Consider the following 21,163-nt stretch of genomic DNA (forward strand, 5'->3'; position numbering starts at 1 on the left):
TTTATGAAGGTGTTGATTGTCCACGCCCATCCCGAGCCGCAGTCGTTTACCGCGGCCTTGCGTGACCAGGCCACGGCTACCCTGCAAGCGCAGGGGCATGAGGTACAGGTCAGTGATTTGTACGCGATGCACTGGAATCCCGTAGCCAGCGCCTCGGACTTCACCTCGCGGGAGAACCCCGACTACCTGGTGTATGCCCTGGAGCAGCGCCTGGGGGTGAAAAGCCAATCCATCGCGGCGGATATCCGGCAGGAGTTGGACAAGCTGCTGTGGGCCGATCTGCTGATCCTCAACTTCCCGATCTTCTGGTTCTCGGCGCCCGCGATGCTCAAGGGCTGGATTGACCGGGTGCTGGTGTCGGGCGTGTGCTACGGCGGCAAGCGGTTTTATGATCAGGGCGGGCTCGCCGGCAAGAAAGCGCTGGTCACGGTCACCCTTGGCGGGCGCGAGCATATGTTTGGCGAGGGTGCGATTCACGGGCCGTTGGAGGACATGCTGCGGCCGATCCTGCGTGGCACGCTGGCGTATGTCGGGTTTGAGGTGCTGGAGCCGTTTGTGGCGTGGCATGTGCCGTATATCAGCGCCGAGGCCCGGCAGACTTTCCTGCACAGTTACCAGCAGCGATTGGAAGGGCTGGCGGATGACCAGCCGTTGGTGTTTCCGAAGTTGGCGCAGTTTGATGAGGCTCTTTATCCACTTTAGTCAAGTGAATGAAGATCCAGTGTGGGAGCGGGCTTGCTCGCGAAAGCGGTGCGCCAGTTGATGCATGTGCAGGCTGAACCACCGCATTCGCGAGCAAGCCCGCTCCCACATTTGGTCTTCATTTGTCAGGCGCGATTGTGTGCCCGCAGCCGCTCCGCAGCGCTGCGCAGCAGCTGTTCCGTGCCGTCCCAGCCCAGGCAGCCATCGGTGATCGACACGCCGTATTTCATCGAAGGGCTCAACGGCTGGCAGCCTTCAAACAGGTGGCTTTCGATCATCATGCCGATCAGCGAGGTGTCGCCCTGCAGGCGCTGTTCCAGCACGTCGTTGAACACCGCCGGTTGGCGCAGCGGGTCTTTGCCGCTGTTGGCGTGGCTGCAGTCGACCATGATCCGCGGCGCGACTTTGCTCTTGGCAAGGTCGGCGTGAACCTGGGCCACGCTCTGGCGATCATAGTTCGGCCCACGATGGCCGCCGCGCAACACGAGGTGAGTGTCGGGGTTGCCCGGGGTCTGGATGATCGCCGGATGGCCCTGGCTGTCGACACCGAAGTGACGGTGCGGGTGAGCGGCGGAGCGCATGGCGTCACAGGCGATGGCCACGCCGCCGTCGGTGCCGTTCTTGAAGCCCACGGGCATGCCGAGGCCGCTGGCCATTTCGCGATGAATCTGCGATTCGGTGGTGCGCGCGCCAATGGCGACCCAGCTCAGCAGGTCATCGAAGTAGCCGGCAGCCATCGGTTGCAGCAGCTCGGTGGCCACCGGCAGGCCCAGGCGCAGCATTTCCCGCATCAGTTCCCGGGACAGGGTCAGGCCCGCGGCCATGTCGTCGCTGCCATCCAGGCGTGGGTCGTAGGCCAGGCCTTTCCAGCCGATGGTGGTGCGGGGTTTTTCGACGTAGGCGCGGATCACCAGCAGCATCTGGTCACTGACTTCATGGGCCAGTTTTTTCAGGTTGCGTGCGTATTCCATGGCCGATTCCGGGTCGTGGATCGAGCACGGGCCGACGATCACCAGCAGGCGTGAGTCTTCACCCTGGAGGATGGCGCGCACGGCTTGGCGATGGGCGTGGATCTGTTCGTTGAGGAATGGGCTCAGGGGCAGTTGGTGCTTGAGCTCAAGGGCACTGGGCAAACGCTGGGTCAGCGCTTCATTGGCGCAGGACAGGGTGGAAACAGGCAGAGCGGCGATCGAGGCGTTCATATTCGGGCTTCCTGGGCAAGCGGCGGGCTGTTCCCGCACGCTCTGCCCTACTGGGGTGTTCGACAATTGGCCGTATTGGCTACGTGTGCTGGCTTGCCACCAATAGGTGACCGATCGGAGGCGGCAGGCTGTCCCGAACGGAGCTTGCTAAATCGCCAGGCGGTGGAGGTGTCGTAGCGGTAATAGGTGGCGTAGTTCATGTCGTGAGTCCTTTAAGTGTTCGGTGTGTGGCAAAAATAATAAGGGCTGAAAAAACAAAACCCCCGGTCGGGGAGCCGACCGGGGGTTAGATTTCTCTGGTAGGCGACCCCTTGAGTAGTGGGCGCCGATTTCAGGTATCAGGCGCGCCAGTGGCTAAACCAATACCCAAAATAAAAGCTGACCAGTGCGCTCAAACCGCTCACGCGGGCAGCCACGACCGAGCGCTGGACGCTGGCAGCAGGGCAAACCTGAATGTGGGTGAGTTGCAACATGGTGTGTCTCCAAATGATGGGGGGGAGCTTAACTGAGGCGAGCGGGTGGATTCAATCAGTAATTTCTATTGAGTGTGGGTACTTACGGCTATGACCCAAGTGTCGATATGCTGCACGGACTTCACGATGATTGCCTGGATGCGACCATGATTGCCTTCACGATTGCTGCTGCCCAATCCATCTCCATTGCCGGCGACGTGCCCGGAAATATCGCGCGTCACTTGGCATTCATGCGCACGGCGGCAGAGCATGGTGTGCAATTGCTGGTGTTTCCGGAACTGTCGCTGACGGGGTACGAACCAGCGTTGGCCGCCGAATTGGCGATTGCGCCTGACGATGAAGTAGTGGCGCCGCTGCGGGAGATGGCCCGTGAGTTGCGCATCACCGCCGTGGTGGGCATGCCGATTCGCCTGGGGGCCGGCAGTGAGGTGTTGATCGGCGCGCTGGTGCTGGGGCCGGATGGTTCGGTGGCGGTCTATACCAAGCAGCATCTGCATCCCGGTGAAGAAGCGGCCTTTGCTGCAGGGCAGGGCGGGGCCGCCCTTGAATGGGGTAACGACCGGATTGCCCTGGCGGTATGTGCAGACTTCTCCCACCCCAGCCACCCACGGCAGGCAGCCGAAGCCGGGGCGAATATCTACGTTGCGGGTGTGCTGATCAGCGAAGGTGGCTACGCTCCCGATACGACGTTGCTACAAGGCTACGCCGCCGAGCACCAAATGCTGGTGCTGATGGCCAATCACGGTGGCCCGACCGGTGGCTGGACCTGCGCCGGACGCAGTGCGATCTGGGGCGCTGACGGCACTTTGATCGCAGTCGCCCCTGGTGTGGGCGATTCGTTGGTGATTGCACGTCGCAGCAGCGCTGGCCAATGGCGCGGGGAACAGGTGGCGATTTAGGAGGCGCAGGCACATGGCGTTTCAACTACAGGCTGCAACCAGCCAGCACCTGGCCTTCGCCCGAACCCTGACCCATCAGGCCATGGGCAACTATTATCGCCAATACGACTTGTCCTGGTCCGATGCCGGGTTCGATAGCGCCTGGGCGGGTCGGGAAAACTGGTTGATCTGTCGCGATACCCAGGTGCTGGGTTTCATCAGTCTGAGTCGTGACCCCAAAGCGTTGTATATCCGCGAATTGCACATCCTTGAGGCGTTTCGTCATCAAGGGGCTGGCGGCTGGGTTATCGAGCAGATGGTGTACAAGGCGCGCGCGGAAGGGCTGGGTCTTTTACGGTTGACCGTTTTCAAGACCAACCCGGCGCGACGGCTGTATCAACGCAAGGGCCTGGAAATCGTAGATGCGGAGGATTGCTTCTGGCGCATGGAGCGCAATTGCCGGCCGTGATCAGGTGTGAGTACTGCCAATTTTGGGAAAACAGGCACTTGGTTTTAATAAGCGCATACTGACTTCAAGAAATGACTTCCTGATCTTGCCTTACGGTTTCGTCCTCAACCGGGATGATCCCGTCCTTCATGCCTAACAGGACCGCGACCTTGTGGGCTTCTCCCCGCCGTCCCTTTTTGCGCCCAGCGAGCACTTGATAAGTGGTTGCCGGGTCCACGCCATGTTCCCGGGCGAACGCTTGAACAGACTTACCTTGATGTTCCAGCCAAGCCTTGGCTTGTGCAGCAGTGCGAATACCGGGCATAGTTCAAAACCGTTCAAGTTTGTGTAAAACGAGATGAGTGTGTCACCTCTTGGGGTGTGCCAAATAGGATCATACATCCAAATGAGTGGAATCGGTTTCCGGTTAAGGCAAGAAAGAGAGCGACTTGGCCTGTCGCAGAAAACTTTTGGTGAAATAGGAGGTGTAGAAGCTAACGCACAGGGGAAATACGAAAATGGCGGCCGTGCGCCCAAGGCCGATTACTTGTCCCGCGTGGCAGAAAAAGGTGTCGATATCCTGTACGTGTTGACCGGCACGCCGACGCCGACCCAACTGGAAAATCTGAGCCAAATCGAAGAAAAAGTGCTGGGCAACTACCGTGCGATGTTCAAGGAAGACCAGGATGCAATCCATCGCCTGACCTCTACCCTGGCCGAGCATTCACTCTCCACCAATGGAAAAAACCGGTCATCGGCCCCGGATTCCTGACCTTTTACCCAGGAAATTGAGCCGCCCGCCACTCGGCGGCGGCCCGTTGTGCATTGAAACTCTATATATATGACGCTTGCAGCTAGGTCTGCGCCGTGGTTTTTTGCTAAGGTGTTCAGCAACCTATAAGACCATATCGCGAGGTGTCTGCTTGATTAGGGTGCTAGTAGTCGATGACCATGATCTCGTTCGTACAGGCATTACACGAATGCTGGCTGACATCGATGGCCTGCAAGTAGTCGGCCAGGCCGAGTCAGGGGAGGAATCCCTGATCAAGGCCCGGGAGTTGAAGCCCGATGTGGTTTTGATGGACGTCAAGATGCCCGGGATCGGCGGTCTTGGCGCCACTACAAAGTTGTTGCGCAGCCATCCGGATATCAAAGTCGTGGTAGTGACCGTGTGCGAGGAAGATCCTTTTCCTACACGGCTTCTACAGGCGGGCGCTGCCGGCTATCTGACAAAGGGCGCGGGATTGGCCGAGATGGTCCAGGCTATCCGCCTGGTATTCGCCGGCCAACGCTACATCAGCCCGCAGATTGCCCAGCAGTTGGCGATCAAGTCGTTCCAGCCCACCAGCGACTCGCCGTTCGATGCGCTGTCGGAGCGGGAAATCCAGATCGCCTTGATGATTGTCGGCTGTCAAAAAGTCCAGTCGATCTCCGACAAGCTGTGCCTGTCGCCGAAAACCGTGAACACCTATCGTTATCGGATTTTCGAAAAGCTTTCCATCAGCAGTGATGTTGAATTGACCCTGCTGGCGGTACGCCACGGCATGGTAGACGCCAGCGCCTGAAATGACAGCCTCTGAAATTAAAGTGCTGTTCGATCCGAGTGCGTTCCTTGCAACCTGCAGTGGCCGTCCTGGCGTGTATCGCATGTTCGACAGCGAAGCGCGCCTGCTCTACGTCGGTAAAGCCAAGAATCTGAAAAGCCGCCTGGCGAGTTACTTCCGCAAGACGGGCCTGGCGCCGAAGACCGCGGCGCTGGTGGCGCGTATCGCCCAGGTGGAAACCACCATCACCGCCAATGAAACCGAGGCGCTGCTGCTTGAGCAGACGCTGATCAAGGAATGGCGGCCGCCCTACAACATCCTGCTGCGTGACGATAAGTCCTACCCGTACGTGTTTCTCTCGGACGGCGACTTTCCGCGCCTGAGCATCCATCGCGGTGCCAAGAAGCAGAAGGGCAAGTACTTCGGGCCTTACCCCAGCGCCGGCGCCATCCGCGAAAGCCTGAGCCTGCTGCAAAAGGCGTTTTTCGTGCGCCAGTGCGAAGACAGTTTCTACAAGAACCGCAACCGCCCGTGCCTGCAGTACCAGATCAAGCGCTGCAAGGCGCCGTGCGTGGGCCTGGTTGAGCCTGCGGAATATGCCGAGGACGTGCGTCACTCGGTGATGTTCCTCGAAGGCCGCAGCAATGCCCTGGCCGATGAGCTGTCCGGCGCCATGGAGCAAGCGGCCAGCACCCTGGATTTTGAGCGCGCCGCAGAGCTACGCGACCAGATCTCCCTGCTGCGTCGCGTACAGGACCAGCAGAGCATGGAAGGCGGCACCGGCGACGTCGACGTCATCGCCGCCTTCGTCAACCCGGGCGGCGCCTGTGTGCACCTGATCAGCGTGCGCGGCGGCCGGGTGCTGGGCAGCAAGAACTTCTTCCCCCAGACCGGTATAGAAGAGGAGGTCGCCGAAGTCATGGCGGCGTTCCTCGGCCAGTACTACGTCAGCAGCCCCGAGCGCGACCTGCCGAGCGAACTGATCGTCAACGTGGTGCACGAGGACTTCCCGGCGCTGATCGAAGCGATTCACGAACTGCGTGGCCGCGAGCTGGACATCAGCCACCGCGTGCGCGGCACCCGTGCGCGCTGGCAGCAGTTGGCCGTGACCAACGCCGAACAGGCCCTGGGCGCACGCCTGGCCAACCGCCAGCACGTCGCCGCGCGGTTTGACGCCCTGGCCGAAGTGCTCAAGCTCGACGAGCCGCCCCAGCGCCTGGAGTGCTACGACATCAGCCACTCCAGCGGCGAGGCTACCGTGGCTTCCTGCGTGGTGTTCGGGCCGGAAGGGCCGATCAAGTCCGATTACCGGCGCTACAACATCGAAGGCGTCACCCCGGGCGATGACTACGCCGCCATGCACCAGGCCCTGACCCGCCGCTTCAGCAAACTGAAGGACGGCGAGGGCAAGCTGCCGGACATCCTGCTGGTGGATGGTGGCAAGGGCCAACTGTCCATGGCCCGCGACGTGCTCAACGAACTGGCGGTACCCGACCTGATCCTGCTCGGCGTGGCCAAGGGTGCCACCCGCAAGGCCGGTTTTGAAACCTTGTACTTGAATGATGCAGCCCATGAGTTCACCTTGAAGGGCGACTCCCCGGCGCTGCACCTTATCCAGCAGATCCGCGACGAAGCCCACCGTTTCGCCATCACCGGCCACCGTGCCCGACGTGGCAAAACCCGGCGTACCTCAACCCTGGAAGGGGTGGCAGGGGTCGGGCCGACACGGCGGCGGGACTTGTTAAAACATTTTGGTGGCTTGCAGGAGCTGTCCCGTGCCAGCATCGAAGAAATAGCCAAAGCTCCCGGTATCAGTAAAAAGCTCGCAGAGTTGATTTATGCAAATCTGCACAGCGAGTAGAATGCCTTCTCACCTCGTAGCCAGTTGTGCCGATGAATATCCCTAATCTGATCACCGTACTACGCGTCCTGCTCATACCGATTTTCATATTGCTGTTTTACCTGCCGTACGAATGGAGCTACATGGCATCCAGTTCGGTGTTTGCCTTCGCAGCCGCCACCGACTGGCTGGACGGTTACCTGGCCCGTCGCCTGGAACAGAGCACGCCGTTTGGCGCGTTCCTGGACCCGGTGGCCGACAAACTGATGGTAGCGGTCGCCCTGGTGCTGCTGGTGCAGGAACACGGCAACCTGTGGCTGACGTTGCCGGCGGCCGTGATTATCGGTCGCGAGATCGTGGTCTCCGCCCTGCGGGAGTGGATGGCCGAAATCGGCGCCCGAGCCCACGTGGCCGTGTCCAACATGGGCAAATGGAAAACCGCGGCGCAGATGCTTGCCCTGGTGATCCTGCTGGCCAACCCGTCGGATTTCTCCTTCTGGGTATTGCTGGGCTATGCCTTGCTGCTGATCGCTGCGGGCCTGACCTTGTGGTCCATGCTGCAATATTTGCGCGCCGCCTGGCCGCATCTGCGCACCGAGGTTGAAAAGAAATAAAACTTTTTTGAATCAAGGGGTTGACGGGTGATGAGGATTCTATAGAATGCGCATCACCAAGACGCGGGAATAGCTCAGTTGGTAGAGCACGACCTTGCCAAGGTCGGGGTCGCGAGTTCGAGTCTCGTTTCCCGCTCCAAACACAAAGAAAAAGCCACTCAATAGAGTGGCTTTTTTTTGCCTGGGATTTAAGGAATAGACGCTTCGGCGTCTTTTTTCGTTTCTACGCAAAACTACTGAAATCCGTCTCCAGCCACTTTTTTAAGTACTTTTTTGAGTACATGGAATACGGGCAGTGGGCACAGCGGTTTTTGGGCGGAGCACCCCGGTCCGGCATCGTATACATCTCCTCGACCCGAAGCACATGCCGCATTCCCGCCACCCGAAACAACAACGCCGGCAAGTGCCGGCGCTGTGTGCGGTTCAGGCATTACCCTCAGCGAAATGCCGGCACCACGAGCTTGATAAACAGCTCAAGGGATTTTTTCTTCTCCGCGTGGGGCAAGCTGTTATCACACCAGAAGCTGAACTCGTCCACACCCAGCTCCTGGTAGTACTGGATGCGCGGGATGATTTCTTCAGGCGTGCCAATCATTGCGGTCTTGTGCAGGCTTTCCAGTTCAAACTCCGGACGCCCGGCGAATTTTTCTTCCGGGCTCGGGTCAAGGAAGCCGTTGACCGGTACGGTCTTGTTGCCGAACCAGGCATCAAAGGTGCGATAGAATCGGGCGATTGCCTTGGCCCCGACTTTCCAGCCGTCAGGGTCGTCTACCGCGTGCACGTGGGTGTGACGCAACACCATCAGTTGTGGGCGTGGCACATCCGGGTTGTTGTCCAGGGCAGCCTGGAATTTATTTTTCAGGTCGAGGACTTCTTCGTCGCCCTTCATCAACGGCGTGACCATCACGTTGCAGCCATTAGCTACCGCAAAGTTATGCGAGTCCGGGTCGCGTGCGGCAATCCACATCGGCGGGTTGGGCTGCTGGATCGGCTTGGGCACGCTGGTGGAGGTGGGGAACTTCCAGATGTCGCCGTCATGGGCATAGTCGCCTTTCCACAACGCACGTACCACCGGCACCATCTCGCGCAGCGCCTGGCCGCCGGATGAGGCGGGCATGCCGCCGGCCATGCGGTCGAACTCCACCTGGTAGGCACCACGGGCCAGGCCGACTTCCATGCGTCCGTTACTGATCACGTCGAGCAGCGCGCATTCGCCTGCCACCCGCAGTGGGTGCCAGAACGGCGCGATGATGGTACCGGCGCCCAGGTGAATGGTGGTGGTTTTGGCCGCGAGGTAAGCCAGCAGCGGCATCGGGCTGGGCGAGATGGTGTATTCCATGGCGTGGTGTTCGCCAATCCAGACGGTGCTGAAACCACCGGCTTCCGCCATCAGGGTCAGTTCGGTCAAGTCTTCGAACAACTGGCGATGGCTGACACTTTCATCCCAGCGTTCCATGTGCACGAACAGGGAAAATTTCATGACGCTTACCTCGGATCTATTGTGATCGGCCTGTCGACTGCGGGCCCTTAGGTGCTCTCGCCAATGTGAAGCTTGCCAGTGATGAAGGCTATTCGGCGGATTGATTGTTGGTATACCATAATACGGAATATCTGCAAAACTTTTCTCTCCAGCGGTCGCACATTCACTTCACAAGGAAGGCGAGCTAGATGAACATAAAACAAAAATTGATCCTGGCCTTTGCGGTGATCGCCAGCCTGCCAGTCATTCTGGTGGCAGTGATGATCATCCTCAACGTGCGCCATGAGGCACGGGACGGCTTTATCGACGGCAGCGAACGCGAGATTCGCCAAGTCGACAATGCCATGCAATTGTTTTTTGAAGGTATCAGTCAGAACGTCGCCTACCTGGCGGCGCATCCGCAGTTGCAAAGTATCAACGGCGATGTGAAACGCTATCTGGCCAGCGACGCCGCCCAAGTCGCACTCGGCGAGCGCGATCAGCAGTTGTTCAAGCTGTTCGAGGGCCTGGCCAAGAGTCATTCGGCCTACACCTACCTGTCACTGGGTACTGAAGATGGCGGCTATGTATTCTGGCCGGGTGACCCGAAGCTGGCGAGCTACGACCCGCGCACCCGGCCCTGGTACAAGACGGCCATGGCGCAACCGGGCAAGACCCTGCGCACCGAGGCGTATTACTGGGCCGCCGATGACGTGGTGCTGGTCAGTACGGTGCGAAGCTTCAATGACCGCCAGGGCAACGCGAGCGGGGTGGTGAACATCGATGTTTCCCTCAAGCAACTGACCGACCTGGTCAAACAGATCAAGCTGGGTGACAGCGGCTACCTGATGTTGATGGAAGCCAATAACACCGTGTTGGTGGACCCGAATGACCCGTCTCACAACTTCAAGAAACTTAGTGAGTTGGGCGAGGGTTACCGGCAGTTGAGCGAGGCTGGGCAGGGCCTGGTGCAGGTCGAGTTGGCAGGCGAGCGCTACATGGCGTTTGTCTGGCCGTCCAGGGCATTGGGCTGGCGGTTTGTCGGGGTGGTGCGGGAAAGTGAAGTGATGGCCGGCGCGGCGCGCCTGACCTGGCTGATCGCGGCGATCGCCCTGGTGTGTGCCGTGTTGTTTGCAGTGGTGGGCGCCTGGTTTGCCGGGCTGATCGTCAAGCCGATTCGTGGTGTGGCCAGCGGCCTGGAAGGCATCGCCCAGGGCGAAGGAGACCTGACGGCGCGTCTGCCGGTAAAAGGGCGAGACGAGACGGCACAACTGGCCGGCTGGTTCAACCAGTTCCTCGAAGCGATCCGCACGCTGATCCAGCGCATCGGCCAGGCGGCCGGGCAGATCCACAGCAGTTCGGGGAGTGCCATGGAGGTCTCGGTGGAAATGGCTGAGGTCGCCTCACGCCAACGGGAGGCCGTGGACATGGTGTCCACCGCGTTTCATGAGATGGTCGCCACCTCCAATGAAGTCGCGCGCTCCTGCAGCCAAGCCGCCGACTCTGCCGACAACGGACAGCGCCAGGCGCACACCGGCCAGCAGCAGATCGACGCAGCAGTGAGCAGCGTAGGGCGGCTGAGTGAGGAAATCGGCCACTCCGCCCAGTCCATGGAGCAACTGGAAAAAGACAGCAACGACATCCAGTCGATACTCGGCACCATCCGCTCCATCGCCGAACAGACCAACCTGCTGGCGCTGAACGCTGCCATCGAAGCCGCCCGAGCCGGTGAACAGGGGCGTGGTTTTGCCGTGGTGGCAGACGAAGTGCGGGCCCTGGCCAAGCGTACTTCGGACTCCACCGGCGAGATCGACGGGCTGCTGGGCAACCTCGCCCGGCGTACCCATCAGATGGGTAAACAAATGCATGCCAGCCTGGAGGTGTCCCAGGAAACGGTGGTGTCGATCAACGACGCACGGGCCAGTTTTGGGTTGATTCGCGAGTCGGTGGACGTGATCCGCGACATGAATACGCAAATCGCAACGGCTGCCGAAGAGCAGCACCAGGTGGCTGAAGACATCAATCGGCACATCAGCCAGATTCACGGGGATGCACAGTTGGTGGCGAGCCTGGCTGATTCCACGCGCCAGGATGCGCAGCAATTGACGACGTTGTCTCAGACGTTGAATCAGTTGGTCAGCCGCTTCCGCACCTGACCGGTGGGCGCCCGGGCTGCCGGGCGCCTGCAACGGTAACGATCAGGCAATGGCGGGCAGGGCGCCCATCTTGCCGTGGCAATACACCAGTGGCCCGGCGTTCTGCCGGGGCACGATCAGGTTCTTCACCGCACCGACCATGATTGCATGGTCACCGCCTTCATACTCACGCCACAACTCGCACTCGATCACCGCCGTGGCATTGGCGAGGATCGGGTTGCCCAGTTCACTCAACGTCCATTCGATGCCCTGCGCCTTGTCTTTGCCCTTGCGCGCAAAAGCATAGGCTTCGCTTTGCTGCCCACCGGACAGCACATGAATGGCAAAGCGCTGGTTCTTGATCAGCACCGGATAGGAGTCGGAACTGTAGTTGGGGCAGAACAGCACCAGGGCCGGCTCCATGGACAACGAGCTGAACGCACTGGCGGTAAGTCCGACTATCTGCCCGTCATCATCGAGCGTGGTGATCACGGTGACTCCGGACGGAAACGAACCCATCACTTGTTTGTAGATGGCGGCATCGATCATGGGACGGTCCTCGTAGGGTGAAGCGGATTTTATAGATTTGTAGGTCTGATGGTATACCGTAATACAATCTAATCAAGGGCTTTTTCAGGCGGCCGATGAACGTTGACCTTTGGTCTTATAGCCAATGAATACGGGGGTTAGCCCGCTGAATGAAGAGGGGCCGTGTGGCACAATAGCGGATCAGATGCGTGCCAGGACTACGGATCAGTCTTGTGAAAATGTTGGAATACCATAATATGGTGTTCGTATGGGGGTGGCCAGAGAGCTCCCCCGGTTTGGCGTCAAACAACTATAAGATCAGACAAACGCGAGTTCATTTCCATGCCCCAGATGTCCCGGCAAGATCCCCTGATCGAGAATCACACGGTCGATTACGTCCCCCTCGCGGAGCGCCATGGAAAGGCCCGCGACCTGTTCACCCTATGGTTCAGCACTAACATTGCACCGCTGCCCATCGTCACCGGCGCTATGGTGACTCAGGTGTTCCATCTCAACCTGGTGTGGGGGCTGCTGGCGATTGCTCTCGGGCACATGCTCGGCGGTATTGTCATTGCCCTCGCGTCGGCCCAGGGCCCGCGCATGGGCATCCCGCAGATGGTGCAGAGCCGGGGTCAGTTCGGGCGCTACGGAGCGCTGCTGATCGTTTTCTTCGCGGCCCTGATCTACATTGGCTTTTTCATCTCCAACATTGTGCTGGCGGGCAAGTCCATCGTCGGCATCGTGCCGTCGGTACCGGTGCCGGCCAGCATCCTGATCGGCGCGCTCAGCGCCACGGCCATTGGCGTGATCGGCTATCGCTTTATCCATACCCTGAACCGCATCGGCACCTGGGTGATGGGCAGCGCATTGCTGGCGGGTTTCCTCTACATTTTTTCCCACGACCTGCCGGCAGACTTCCTCACCCGTGGCGGCTTCAATCCGGCCGGCTGGCTGGCGACGGTGTCGTTGGGAGTGATCTGGCAGATCAGCTTCTCCCCCTATACCAGCGATTATTCGCGCTACCTGCCGGCTGATATCGGCATCACCCGACCCTTTGTCGCCACCTACCTGGGGGCCACTCTCGGCACCATTTTGTCGTTCTCCTTTGGCTTGGTCGCCGCCCTGGCGACACCCGAAGGCACTGAGGCGATGGTCGCGGTCAAGCAAGCCACCGGCTGGCTGGGGTCGATCCTGATGGTGCTGTTTCTGCTCAATATCATCAGCCACAACGCCCTGAATCTGTATGGTGCGGTGCTGTCGATCATCACCTCGATCCAGACCTTCGCCAGCCAGTGGACACCCGGCATCAAAGTGCGTGTGGTGCTGTCCAGCGTGGTGCTGGCCGGATGCTGCGTGGTGGCATTGGGCGCGTCGGCGGACTTCATCTCGCAATTTATCGGCCTGATCCTTGCGCTGCTATTGGTGCTGGTGCCGTGGGCGTCGATCAACCTGATCGATTTCTACATCATCAAGCGTGGCGCCTATGACATTGCGTCGATCTTTCAGGCGGACGGCGGGGTTTACGGACGCTTTAACCTGCATGCGATCGTGGCGTATTTCATCGGCATCATCGTGCAACTGCCGTTTGCCAATACGTCGCTGTACGTGGGGCCATGGGCCAATCTGGTAGAGGGCGCAGACCTGTCGTGGCTGGTGGGGTTGTTGGTGACGTGTCCGCTGTATTACTGCCTGGCGACGCGCGAGCATAGCCGGAAGATGAGGACGGTAAAGTTGGGCTATACCGACTGATCATCGAATGAACTGAAATGCCCGGCCAATGCCGGGCATTTTTTTATCTGCAGTTAAGGCCTGCCGATGCAGCCGTATCCTTGTAGCAAGCTGGCTTGATGATCAATGACATCCGGCCAGGTCCAATGTTAGCAGGCAAAAAAAGGCCGCCACAACCCGACGTTGTGGCGGCCCAAGGGTGACTCAATGGGCGCCGGCGGCCTTGTTCAGATCGCTTTCAGCCCATGCGGTATAGACGCAAGCATCCGCCGTGGCCCAGCGCACGCGCACCGGGTCGCCGGCCTTGAGTGGCATGCCCGCAGCAGACAACGCCTTGACTGTCATCGAGGTGCCGCCAAGGGTTTTTACGGTGCAGGTCTGGCTTTCGCCGAGGAACAGCACCTCGCCTACAATCGCTGACACCTCATTCCAACCCGCCGCCAATGCCTGCTCGGTAGCTTGCTCGACACTCAGCGCCAAGGCTTTTTCCGGGCGTACCATCAACAGCACCTCCTGCTCGGTTTGCAAGCCGCTGGTCAGGCGGATCGACAGCGATTGGCCTTCAAACGATGCCACCGCATTCCCCTGCGCCTTGAGCTTGAGGAAGTTGGAGTTACCGAGGAACGAGGCTACAAACGCATTTGGCGGGTTCTGGTACAGGTCGTAGCCACTGCCCAGGCCGACAATCTTGCCGTGGCTGAAAATCGCGATGCGCTGGGACAGGCGCATGGCTTCTTCCTGGTCGTGGGTTACGTAGACGATGGTGATGCCCAGGCGCCGATGTAATTGGCGCAGTTCGTCCTGCAGGTCTTCACGCAGTTTTTTGTCGAGGGCGCCGAGGGGTTCGTCCATCAGCAGGATGCGCGGCTCGTACACCAGCGCCCGCGCGATGGCGACGCGTTGCTGCTGGCCGCCGGAGAGTTGCGAAGGGCGGCGATGGGCAAATTGCTCAAGCTGCACCAGCTTGAGCATGGCGTCGACGCGCTTCTCGCGCTCGGCGCTGGCCAGTTTGCGAATCGCCAGGGGGAAGGCGATGTTGTCGCGCACCGACAAATGCGGGAACAGCGAGTAACGTTGGAACACCATGCCGATGTCGCGTTTGTGCGGCGGCACATTGACCAGGGATTGGCCGCTCACCAGGATCTCGCCGCTGCTTGGCGTTTCAAAGCCTGCGAGCATCGACAGGGTGGTGCTTTTGCCAGAGCCGCTGGAGCCGAGGAAGGTCAGGAATTCGCCGTCCTTGATGTCCAGCGAGATGTTATCCACGGCGGCAAATTCACCGTAGTACTTGTTCAGGTTGCGCAAGCTGACCAGGGGTTGGCCATGGTTTTGCGCGGTATCTTGGATCACTGCACTCATGTCTTGCTCCTGGGCGCTCAAGCGCGGGTTTCTGTGCGCCGGCGAAGGGCGGCGGCGATGACCATGACGAGCACCGAGAGGCCGATCAGCAACGTCGAGGCGACGGCAATCACAGGCGTCAGGTCCTGGCGCAGGGTGGTCCACATTTTTACGGGAAGGGTTTGCAGGGTCGGGCTGGCCATCATCACGCTGAGCACCACTTCGTCCCATGAGACGAGAAAGGCGAACAACGCGCCGGCCACCATTCCCGGGCGAATCGCCGGGAATGTCACCTTGAATAAGGCCTGCAGGCGCGATGCGCCGCAGATCACCGCCGCATCTTCAATCGATTGGTCGAACAGCTTGAGCGAGTTGATGATCGAGATAATGGTGAACGGCAGCGCGACAATCACATGGCTCACTACAAAGGCGAACATCGTGCCGGTATAGCCGAGCTTGAGGAACAGTGCGTACACCGCCACCGCGATGATCACCAACGGCACGATCATCGGCAGGGTGAACAGGCCGTAGAGCAACTCGCGGCCAGGAAATCGCCCACGCACCAGGGCAAATGCGGTGGGCAGGCCCAGCGCCACGGCGAACACGGTGGTCAGTACCGCAACCTTGAGGCTCGCTACCGCCGCGTTCATCCAGTCGGCATTGGAGAAGAACTGGCCGTACCATTTCAGCGTCCAGCCCGGTGGCGGGAACACCAGCCATTGGGATGAGCCGAACGACAGCAACACGATGAACACGATCGGCAACAGCAAGAACAGGCCAATCATGCCGGTGGTGGTGTAGAGGCCCAGGCGCATCCTGCGGCTCATGGCATTGGAAGTCAGGAGCATGACGGCTTACCTCGCGTTGCTGGCGCCAACCGGGGATTCCGGCTGAAGCTTCAGGTAGAAGTAGAACAGCACCAGCGTGATAAAGATCAGCAATGCGGCGCCGGCACTCGCCAGGCCCCAGTTGAGGAACGACTGCACCTGCTGGATGATGAACTCAGGCAGCATCATATTCTGCGCGCCGCCGAGCAGCGCCGGGGTGACGTAGTAACCGAGGGACATCACAAACACCATCAAGCCGCCGGAAAACAACCCCGGTCGGCACAGCGGCAGGAACACCCGGAAGAAGTTGGTCCAAGGGCTGGCACCGCAGATGGAGCCGGCCTGCAGGATCATCGGGTCGATGGCCTGCATGGTTGCCTGCAATGGCAGCACAATGAACGGGATCATGATGTAGCTCATACCGATCACCACGCCGGTCAGGTTGTGCACCATCTCCAGCGGCTGGTCGATGATGCCCATCGCCATCAGTGCCTTGTTGATCACCCCGGAGGCTTGCAGCAATACCAGCCATGAATAGGTGCGGGCGAGCAGGCTGGTCCACATCGATAGCAGCACGATGTTCAGGATCCAGCGCCCCCAGCCGCGTGGTACCAGGGTAATCACCCAGGCCAGCGGGAAGCCCAGCAACAGGCTGAACAGGGTCACCAGGCCGGCCACCGAAAAGGTATTGAGCAGTACCCGGGCGTATGCCGAGTTAGCGAACAGTTGCTCATAGTTGCCAAGGCCCGGTACGGGCTCCAGCACGCCGCGCAGCAACAGGCCGATCAGCGGCGCGAGGAAGAACAGGCCGAGGAACAGCAGCGCCGGGATCAGGTTGCTCGACCCCCGCCAGCGCTGCGCCAGGGATGGCGCACCTGGTTTGCAGGAAACTGCGCCAGCAACGCCGAGGGCGCTCCCGGTCGGCGTGGTTGCCGTCATTTTCATTTGACTAGCCATTCATTCCACCGTGTCGCAATGGCCGGACCGTTCTTGGCCCAGTAGGCGAAATCGAGGGTGATCTGGTCCTTGGCATACGCCGTCGGCAGGTTGGGCGCCAGCACTGAGTCCAGGCGCTGCACACTGTCGATGTTCACCGGTGCATAAGCGGTCAGGTTAGAGAAGTCGGCCTGGCCCTTGGCGCTGCTGGCACTGGCCAGGAACTTCATCGCCGCGCCTTTGTTTTTGCTGCCTTTAGGCACGACCAGGATGTCCGCCATCACCAGATTCTGTTTCCAGCTTACGCCTACGGGTGCGCCATCTTCCTGCAGGGCATGAATGCGGCCGTTCCAGAACTGACCCATGCTGACTTCGCCCGAGGCCAGCAGTTGCTGGGACTGTGCGCCGCCGCCCCACCAGACGATGTCTTTCTTGATGGTGTCGAGTTTCTTGAAGGCGCGGTCCAGGTCCAGGGGGTAGAGCTTGTCGGCGGGAACGCCGTCAGCCAGCAGCGCCAGTTCGAGTACGCCAGGGCTTGGCCATTTGTAGAGGGCACGTTTGCCGGGGTAGGTTTTGGTGTCGAACAGCGCGGCCCAGTCCTGTGGCTTGCCAGCGCCGAGCTTGCCCTCGTTGTAGCCGAGTACGAAGGAGAAGAAAAACGAGCCGACGCCATGGTCGGAGACAAACCGCGGGTCGATCTTGTCGCGCTGGATCACCGAAAAATCCAGGGGTTCGAGCAGCCCTTCAGCGGCGGCGCGCAAGGCGAAGTCAGCCTCCACGTCTACCACGTCCCACTGCACGTTGCCGCTCTCGACCATGGCCTTGAGCTTGCCATAGTCGGTGGGACCGTCCTGCACCACAGTGATCCCGCTGGCCTTGCTGAAAGGATCGGCCCACGCCTGCTTTTGCGCATCCTGGGTGCTACCGCCCCAGCTCACGAAATTGACGCTTTCGGCCGCCAGGGCCGCGTGAGTGGCCGTGGCCAGCAAACCCGCGAACAGCATCGCGGTTGCACGTTTGTTCAACACCATTTTCACGCCCTCATTTGTTTTGTTATTGAGCGGGCCTGGTAATGCCCGCCTATCGGGAGCAGTAGGTCTCTCGAAGCCGCTATTGCGAAGCCTCAAAAGTCGACCGTACCAAGGCTTGTTACTGGCGCTATCCCTGGCATGCGCACTTGGCAAAAGTACTCGGTCGATGGAATATCATATTATGGTATTCCAAGCTTTGTGCAAGCACTTTGCCTTACCGGTTATCCGTCATTCGGTGAACGGAATGCTTTCCACCACCTCCAGGTCGTAGCCTGTCAGCCCGGCGTATTTCAGCGGAGGGCCAAGGTGGCGCAGCTTGCAGACGCCAAGGTCCTGCAATATCTGCGCGCCGGTGCCGACTTCCGAATAGATCCGCGACTGCGAACGGCTGAACTGGCGCGGCGTCTGGGTCAACTGCGGGACGCGTTCGAGCAGGGCCTGGGAGGATTCATGATTGGCCAGCACCACCACCACGCCGCTGCCTTCTGCGGCGACGCGTTGCAGGGCGGCCCATAAGGTCCAGTTGGAGGGGCCGCTATACTCGGCGCCCACCAGGTCGCGCAGCGGGTCGATCACGTGCACGCGCACCAGGGCGGGCGTGTCGCGGTGTAACTGCCCCATGACCATCGCCATGTGCACGCCGCCATCAATGCGGTCCTCAAAGGTGATCAGGCGGAACGTGCCGTGCACTGTGGGCAGGTCGCGCTCGCCGATGCGCACTACGGTGCGCTCGGTACTGAGGCGGTAGTGGATCAGATCGGCGATGGTGCCGATCTTGATCCCATGCTTGTGCGCGAACACCTCAAGGTCAGGGCGACGTGCCATGGTGCCGTCATCGTTCATCACTTCGACGATCACCGAGGCTGGTGTGTGCCCGGCCAGGCGCGCCAGGTCGCAACCGGCTTCGGTGTGCCCGGCGCGCGTCAACACGCCGCCATCCTTGGCGCGCAACGGGAAAATATGCCCCGGTTGCACGATGTCGGCCGGCCCCGCATCGGCATTCACGGCCGCGGCCACCGTGCGCGCCCGGTCGGCGGCGGAGATGCCGGTGGTCACGCCGGTGGCGGCTTCGATGGACACGGTAAACGCGGTGCTGAACACGCTGCCATTGCTCGGCACCATCTGCTGCAGGCCGAGGCGCTGGCAGTGTTCGTCGGTGAGGGTCAGGCAAATCAGGCCACGCGCTTCCCGGGCCATGAAGCTGATAGTCTCGGCGGTGCAGCACACCGCGGGCAGCAACAGGTCGCCTTCGTTCTCCCGATCCTCGTCGTCCACCAGGAGCACCATTTTGCCTTGGCGGTAGTCTTCGATGATGTCTGCGATGTTGTTGAAAGACATGGTGGCTGCTCGATTTATTGGTTGTATGTATTATGGTATACCACAAAACCAAGCAAGAGGATGTCACGATGAAGGCTTACTGGATTGCCCATGTAAATGTGTCCGATGCAGAGCAGTACACGCAGTACACCCAGCGCGCGCCTGCGGCCTTCGCGAAGTTTGGCGGGCGCTTCCTGGCCAGGGGCGGGCGCAGCGCCGCGATGGAAGGCGGGCCTGCCAGGCAACGTAATGTGGTGATCGAGTTCGACAGCTACGAGCAGGCGCTGGCCTGTTATGAGTCTGCGGAGTATCAGGAGGCAAAGGCGCGTCGTGAAGGGGCGGGCGAGGCGCAGATCATCATCGTGGAAGGGCTGGTGCCTTAGGGGTATCAGGCATACATCACATTTTTGATCCGTGTCGGGTCTGACGATCAGCGGATGAAGTGAATCTTGCCGCTGTCGTCGTTACCGATGTAGATGCCATACACCCCAGCCTGGCGTTCCTCGATATAACGCTCGAGGATCTGCCGGATCGCCGGGTAGTAGATGCTGTCCCAGGGAATGTCCTCGGGCGCGAAGAACTTGTAGTCGAGGGTCTCCGGCCCGAACTGGCCGGTGATCTGCAGCGCGATGGCGCGGAAGATGATGTACACCTCGCTGATCTTCGGCACGCTGAAAATCGAGTAGGGCGAGAGGATCTCCGCGCGTACGCCGCTTTCTTCCCAGACTTCGCGTAGTGCGGCCTGTTCAGTGGTTTCGCCACCTTCCATGAAGCCGGCCGGCAGCGTCCAGGTGCCAGGACGCGGCGGGATGGCCCGCTGGCAAAGCAGATATTTGCCGTCCTGCTCGATGATGCAGCCGGCGATAATCTTCGGGTTGATGTAGTGGATGTAGCCGCAGCCCCGGCACATCAGGCGCTCATGGGTATCACCCGGTGGCAGCTGGTGACCGAGGTCACTGCTGCCACATGTCGGGCAAAAACTGGGGCTGGGCATGGTCAGTGACCTATGCGCGGTTCTTTGAGGGCGATGGGCAGTGTGATCTCGGGGATCTTGCCGGTCTCTTCCTGCTTGCGCTTGAGGTAATCCAGGGCCACGGCGGCGGCGGCGCGCACGTGGTCGACACAGGCCTGGTGGGCGGCGAGCGGGTCGCCGCTCTTGATCGCCTGGACCATACGCTCCATTTCCTGGTTGCTGGTACCGCGACGGTTTTCCTGGGATACCGAGGTCGCGCGCAAGTAGCTGATACGTGCCTGCAACTGACGCAGTTGGGTGGCCGCCACGTGGTTGCCGGAGCCTTCGAGCAACACGTCGTAGAATCCTTGTACCGAATCAATGACCTGTTGCAGCTCACCGTCCTTGAGGGCCTTGCGGTTTTCCTCGAGGGCTTTTTCCAGTGCCTTGATGTCCTTGGCCTTGGCGCGCAGGGTGAACAACTGCACGATCAAGCCTTCGAGCACGCAACGCAGTTCATAGATGTCGACGGCATCGGCCAGGGTGATGATCGCCACTTGCGGGCCCTTGGCATCGGCGTACTCCACCAGGCCTTCGGACTCCAGGTGGCGCAAGGCTTCGCGCACCGAGGTGCGGCTGACGCCGAGGCGGTCGCAAAGGTCGCGTTCCACCAGGCGGTCACCCGGCAGCAGTTGGAAGTTCATGATGGCGCTGCGCAGTTTTGCCAGCACGATTTCGCGCAGGGTGACCGGGTTGTGATTGACCTTGAAGCTGTCGTCGAGTGGCAGGCGTTTCATGGGGGCTGCTCTGAATGTTGCGGTTAACTGGAGGCCTCGGCGTCGGTTTCGGCGAAGGCTTCACGGGCCAGTCGGAAACTGTCCACGGCGGCGGGAACCCCGCAATAAATGCCGACCTGAAGCAGAATTTCGCGTATTTGTTCACGACTCAGCCCGTTACGCAAGGCGCCGCGCACGTGCAGCTTGAGTTCATGGGGCCGATTGAGGGCCGAAATCATCGCCAAGTTTATCATGCTGCGTTCTTTAAGCGACAAACCCTCACGGCCCCACACATGGCCCCAGCAGTATTCGGTGACCATCTCCTGCAGGGGGCGAGTGAAGTCGTCGGCGTTCTCGATCGAACGTTGCACATAGGCTTCGCCCAGCACTTGCGTACGGATTTTCAGGCCCCGTTGGTACTTGTCGTCGCTCATC

At 60.3% G+C, this 21,163-nt stretch carries 23 protein-coding genes, 1 tRNA gene and 1 pseudogene; 12 read left to right on the forward strand and 13 right to left on the reverse strand.

All coding sequences use genetic code 11. The features are described from left to right. Nucleotides 1–3: 3 nt before the first annotated feature. A complete protein-coding gene (locus tag HYE77_RS10080) occupies nt 4–702 on the forward strand; it encodes an NAD(P)H-dependent oxidoreductase (RefSeq protein ID WP_003208945.1) in 699 nt (232 codons plus the stop codon). A 125-nt stretch (nt 703–827) separates the two neighbouring features. On the opposite strand, the gene HYE77_RS10085 is transcribed toward HYE77_RS10080, so the two are convergent. Together HYE77_RS10085 and HYE77_RS32575 are read right to left on the reverse strand one after the other, a co-directional pair. Beyond that, nucleotides 828–1,904 carry a 3-deoxy-7-phosphoheptulonate synthase gene (locus HYE77_RS10085; protein WP_177054171.1) on the reverse strand — a complete coding sequence of 359 codons (1,077 nt, stop codon included), beginning with the start codon at nt 1,902–1,904 and terminating at the stop codon, nt 828–830. 338 nt (nt 1,905–2,242) lie between these two features. After that, nucleotides 2,243–2,377, reverse strand: coding sequence for a hypothetical protein (locus HYE77_RS32575; protein WP_256344006.1), 135 nt, complete (start codon nt 2,375–2,377; stop codon nt 2,243–2,245). Between the two features lie 146 nt (nt 2,378–2,523). Between HYE77_RS32575 and HYE77_RS10090 the strand changes: the two genes are divergently transcribed. Further along, a complete protein-coding gene (locus HYE77_RS10090) occupies nt 2,524–3,276 on the forward strand; it encodes a carbon-nitrogen hydrolase family protein (RefSeq protein WP_177067957.1) in 753 nt (250 codons plus the stop codon). Between the two features lie 13 nt (nt 3,277–3,289). Next, entirely contained in the window at nt 3,290–3,724 is a 435-nt protein-coding gene (locus HYE77_RS10095) for a GNAT family N-acetyltransferase (protein WP_087694876.1), read from the forward strand. 64 nt (nt 3,725–3,788) lie between these two features. Here HYE77_RS10095 and HYE77_RS10100 read toward each other — a convergent pair whose 3' ends face one another. Further along, complete coding sequence (locus HYE77_RS10100; RefSeq protein WP_003208935.1) at nt 3,789–4,028, reverse strand: DNA-binding protein; 240 nt, start codon at nt 4,026–4,028, stop codon at nt 3,789–3,791. Between the two features lie 81 nt (nt 4,029–4,109). On the opposite strand from HYE77_RS10100, the gene HYE77_RS10105 reads away from it, so the two are divergent. The 5 genes from HYE77_RS10105 to HYE77_RS10125 all read left to right on the forward strand — a co-directional run bounded on the left by HYE77_RS10105 (nt 4,110) and on the right by HYE77_RS10125 (nt 7,840). Beyond that, nucleotides 4,110–4,475, forward strand: coding sequence for a helix-turn-helix domain-containing protein (locus tag HYE77_RS10105; RefSeq protein ID WP_023658724.1), 366 nt, complete (start codon nt 4,110–4,112; stop codon nt 4,473–4,475). Nucleotides 4,476–4,626: 151 nt separating this feature from the next. Continuing rightward, nucleotides 4,627–5,268, forward strand: coding sequence for a UvrY/SirA/GacA family response regulator transcription factor (gene uvrY, locus HYE77_RS10110; protein ID WP_008436066.1), 642 nt, complete (start codon nt 4,627–4,629; stop codon nt 5,266–5,268). A 1-nt stretch (nt 5,269) separates the two neighbouring features. Continuing rightward, a complete protein-coding gene (gene uvrC, locus HYE77_RS10115) occupies nt 5,270–7,108 on the forward strand; it encodes an excinuclease ABC subunit UvrC (RefSeq protein WP_023658726.1) in 1,839 nt (612 codons plus the stop codon). Between the two features lie 32 nt (nt 7,109–7,140). Next, nucleotides 7,141–7,701: a CDP-diacylglycerol--glycerol-3-phosphate 3-phosphatidyltransferase gene (pgsA, locus tag HYE77_RS10120; protein ID WP_003208929.1), complete on the forward strand. Its 561-nt coding sequence runs from the start codon at nt 7,141–7,143 to the stop codon at nt 7,699–7,701. A gap of 63 nt (nt 7,702–7,764) precedes the next feature. Further along, nucleotides 7,765–7,840, forward strand: a tRNA-Gly gene (locus HYE77_RS10125). Nucleotides 7,841–8,137: 297 nt separating this feature from the next. On the opposite strand, the gene HYE77_RS10130 is transcribed toward HYE77_RS10125, so the two are convergent. Next, nucleotides 8,138–9,181, reverse strand: a complete 1,044-nt coding sequence (locus tag HYE77_RS10130) for an LLM class flavin-dependent oxidoreductase (RefSeq protein WP_177068744.1) — start codon at nt 9,179–9,181, stop codon at nt 8,138–8,140. Nucleotides 9,182–9,525: 344 nt separating this feature from the next. On the opposite strand from HYE77_RS10130, the pseudogene HYE77_RS32930 reads away from it, so the two are divergent. Together HYE77_RS32930 and HYE77_RS32935 are read left to right on the forward strand one after the other, a co-directional pair. Beyond that, nucleotides 9,526–10,458: pseudogene (locus HYE77_RS32930) on the forward strand (cache domain-containing protein); the annotation flags it as partial. A gap of 129 nt (nt 10,459–10,587) precedes the next feature. Further along, nucleotides 10,588–11,316 carry a methyl-accepting chemotaxis protein gene (locus tag HYE77_RS32935; RefSeq protein ID WP_371132431.1) on the forward strand — a complete coding sequence of 243 codons (729 nt, stop codon included), beginning with the start codon at nt 10,588–10,590 and terminating at the stop codon, nt 11,314–11,316. 42 nt (nt 11,317–11,358) lie between these two features. Here the strand turns inward: HYE77_RS32935 and HYE77_RS10140 are convergent, their stop codons facing one another. Further along, nucleotides 11,359–11,844, reverse strand: coding sequence for a flavin reductase family protein (locus HYE77_RS10140; RefSeq protein WP_087694309.1), 486 nt, complete (start codon nt 11,842–11,844; stop codon nt 11,359–11,361). Nucleotides 11,845–12,165: 321 nt separating this feature from the next. Here HYE77_RS10140 and HYE77_RS10145 point away from each other — a divergent pair, with 321 nt between their 5' ends. After that, complete coding sequence (locus HYE77_RS10145) at nt 12,166–13,572, forward strand: cytosine permease (RefSeq protein WP_177068745.1); 1,407 nt, start codon at nt 12,166–12,168, stop codon at nt 13,570–13,572. 183 nt (nt 13,573–13,755) lie between these two features. Here HYE77_RS10145 and HYE77_RS10150 read toward each other — a convergent pair whose 3' ends face one another. From HYE77_RS10150 to ribBA, 5 genes are all read right to left on the reverse strand, one after another. Next, entirely contained in the window at nt 13,756–14,910 is a 1,155-nt protein-coding gene (locus tag HYE77_RS10150) for an ABC transporter ATP-binding protein (protein WP_087694307.1), read from the reverse strand. A 17-nt stretch (nt 14,911–14,927) separates the two neighbouring features. Further along, nucleotides 14,928–15,737: an ABC transporter permease gene (locus HYE77_RS10155; RefSeq protein ID WP_177068746.1), complete on the reverse strand. Its 810-nt coding sequence runs from the start codon at nt 15,735–15,737 to the stop codon at nt 14,928–14,930. A gap of 6 nt (nt 15,738–15,743) precedes the next feature. Next, entirely contained in the window at nt 15,744–16,661 is a 918-nt protein-coding gene (locus HYE77_RS10160; protein ID WP_168197505.1) for an ABC transporter permease, read from the reverse strand. Continuing rightward, nucleotides 16,658–17,683 (reverse strand): ABC transporter substrate-binding protein, encoded by a 1,026-nt coding sequence (locus HYE77_RS10165; protein WP_087694314.1) that lies wholly within the window; start codon nt 17,681–17,683, stop codon nt 16,658–16,660. The genes HYE77_RS10160 and HYE77_RS10165 overlap by 4 nt, the downstream gene beginning before the upstream one ends. Before the next feature lie 228 nt (nt 17,684–17,911). Beyond that, on the reverse strand, nt 17,912–19,021 hold the full coding sequence (gene ribBA, locus HYE77_RS10170; RefSeq protein WP_087694304.1) for a bifunctional 3,4-dihydroxy-2-butanone-4-phosphate synthase/GTP cyclohydrolase II: 1,110 nt from the start codon (nt 19,019–19,021) through the stop codon (nt 17,912–17,914). A gap of 68 nt (nt 19,022–19,089) precedes the next feature. Here ribBA and HYE77_RS10175 point away from each other — a divergent pair, with 68 nt between their 5' ends. Next, nucleotides 19,090–19,383, forward strand: coding sequence for a DUF1330 domain-containing protein (locus HYE77_RS10175; RefSeq protein ID WP_087694313.1), 294 nt, complete (start codon nt 19,090–19,092; stop codon nt 19,381–19,383). 47 nt (nt 19,384–19,430) lie between these two features. On the opposite strand, the gene HYE77_RS10180 is transcribed toward HYE77_RS10175, so the two are convergent. From HYE77_RS10180 to HYE77_RS10190, 3 genes are read right to left on the reverse strand one after another with little or no spacing between them, the layout of a single operon-like run. Next, nucleotides 19,431–19,994 carry an NUDIX hydrolase gene (locus HYE77_RS10180; RefSeq protein WP_087694303.1) on the reverse strand — a complete coding sequence of 188 codons (564 nt, stop codon included), beginning with the start codon at nt 19,992–19,994 and terminating at the stop codon, nt 19,431–19,433. 2 nt (nt 19,995–19,996) lie between these two features. Beyond that, complete coding sequence (locus HYE77_RS10185) at nt 19,997–20,749, reverse strand: GntR family transcriptional regulator (RefSeq protein ID WP_177068747.1); 753 nt, start codon at nt 20,747–20,749, stop codon at nt 19,997–19,999. 23 nt (nt 20,750–20,772) lie between these two features. Continuing rightward, nucleotides 20,773–21,162 (reverse strand): carboxymuconolactone decarboxylase family protein, encoded by a 390-nt coding sequence (locus tag HYE77_RS10190; RefSeq protein WP_087694301.1) that lies wholly within the window; start codon nt 21,160–21,162, stop codon nt 20,773–20,775. Nucleotide 21,163: the final 1 nt, after the last annotated feature.

It is taken from the genome of Pseudomonas sp. IPO3774 (assembly GCF_013386835.1).
GTDB lineage: Bacteria > Pseudomonadota > Gammaproteobacteria > Pseudomonadales > Pseudomonadaceae > Aquipseudomonas.

Bases quoted from the DNA above. Each gene is read 5' to 3' on its own strand.
- HYE77_RS10080 (WP_003208945.1), top strand. From the start codon at position 4: ATGAAGGTGTTGATTGTCCACGCCCATCCCGAGCCGCAGTCGTTTACC.
- HYE77_RS10085 (WP_177054171.1), bottom strand. From the start codon at position 1,904: ATGAACGCCTCGATCGCCGCTCTGCCTGTTTCCACCCTGTCCTGCGCC.
- HYE77_RS32575 (WP_256344006.1), bottom strand. From the start codon at position 2,377: ATGTTGCAACTCACCCACATTCAGGTTTGCCCTGCTGCCAGCGTCCAG.
- HYE77_RS10090 (WP_177067957.1), top strand. From the start codon at position 2,524: ATGATTGCCTTCACGATTGCTGCTGCCCAATCCATCTCCATTGCCGGC.
- HYE77_RS10095 (WP_087694876.1), top strand. From the start codon at position 3,290: ATGGCGTTTCAACTACAGGCTGCAACCAGCCAGCACCTGGCCTTCGCC.
- HYE77_RS10100 (WP_003208935.1), bottom strand. From the start codon at position 4,028: ATGCCCGGTATTCGCACTGCTGCACAAGCCAAGGCTTGGCTGGAACAT.
- HYE77_RS10105 (WP_023658724.1), top strand. From the start codon at position 4,110: ATGAGTGGAATCGGTTTCCGGTTAAGGCAAGAAAGAGAGCGACTTGGC.
- uvrC (WP_023658726.1), top strand. From the start codon at position 5,270: ATGACAGCCTCTGAAATTAAAGTGCTGTTCGATCCGAGTGCGTTCCTT.
- pgsA (WP_003208929.1), top strand. From the start codon at position 7,141: ATGAATATCCCTAATCTGATCACCGTACTACGCGTCCTGCTCATACCG.
- HYE77_RS10130 (WP_177068744.1), bottom strand. From the start codon at position 9,181: ATGAAATTTTCCCTGTTCGTGCACATGGAACGCTGGGATGAAAGTGTC.
- HYE77_RS32935 (WP_371132431.1), top strand. From the start codon at position 10,588: ATGGTGTCCACCGCGTTTCATGAGATGGTCGCCACCTCCAATGAAGTC.
- HYE77_RS10140 (WP_087694309.1), bottom strand. From the start codon at position 11,844: ATGATCGATGCCGCCATCTACAAACAAGTGATGGGTTCGTTTCCGTCC.
- HYE77_RS10145 (WP_177068745.1), top strand. From the start codon at position 12,166: ATGCCCCAGATGTCCCGGCAAGATCCCCTGATCGAGAATCACACGGTC.
- HYE77_RS10150 (WP_087694307.1), bottom strand. From the start codon at position 14,910: ATGAGTGCAGTGATCCAAGATACCGCGCAAAACCATGGCCAACCCCTG.
- HYE77_RS10155 (WP_177068746.1), bottom strand. From the start codon at position 15,737: ATGCTCCTGACTTCCAATGCCATGAGCCGCAGGATGCGCCTGGGCCTC.
- HYE77_RS10160 (WP_168197505.1), bottom strand. From the start codon at position 16,661: ATGAAAATGACGGCAACCACGCCGACCGGGAGCGCCCTCGGCGTTGCT.
- HYE77_RS10165 (WP_087694314.1), bottom strand. From the start codon at position 17,683: ATGGTGTTGAACAAACGTGCAACCGCGATGCTGTTCGCGGGTTTGCTG.
- ribBA (WP_087694304.1), bottom strand. From the start codon at position 19,021: ATGTCTTTCAACAACATCGCAGACATCATCGAAGACTACCGCCAAGGC.
- HYE77_RS10175 (WP_087694313.1), top strand. From the start codon at position 19,090: ATGAAGGCTTACTGGATTGCCCATGTAAATGTGTCCGATGCAGAGCAG.
- HYE77_RS10180 (WP_087694303.1), bottom strand. From the start codon at position 19,994: ATGCCCAGCCCCAGTTTTTGCCCGACATGTGGCAGCAGTGACCTCGGT.
- HYE77_RS10185 (WP_177068747.1), bottom strand. From the start codon at position 20,749: ATGAAACGCCTGCCACTCGACGACAGCTTCAAGGTCAATCACAACCCG.
- HYE77_RS10190 (WP_087694301.1), bottom strand. From the start codon at position 21,162: ATGAGCGACGACAAGTACCAACGGGGCCTGAAAATCCGTACGCAAGTG.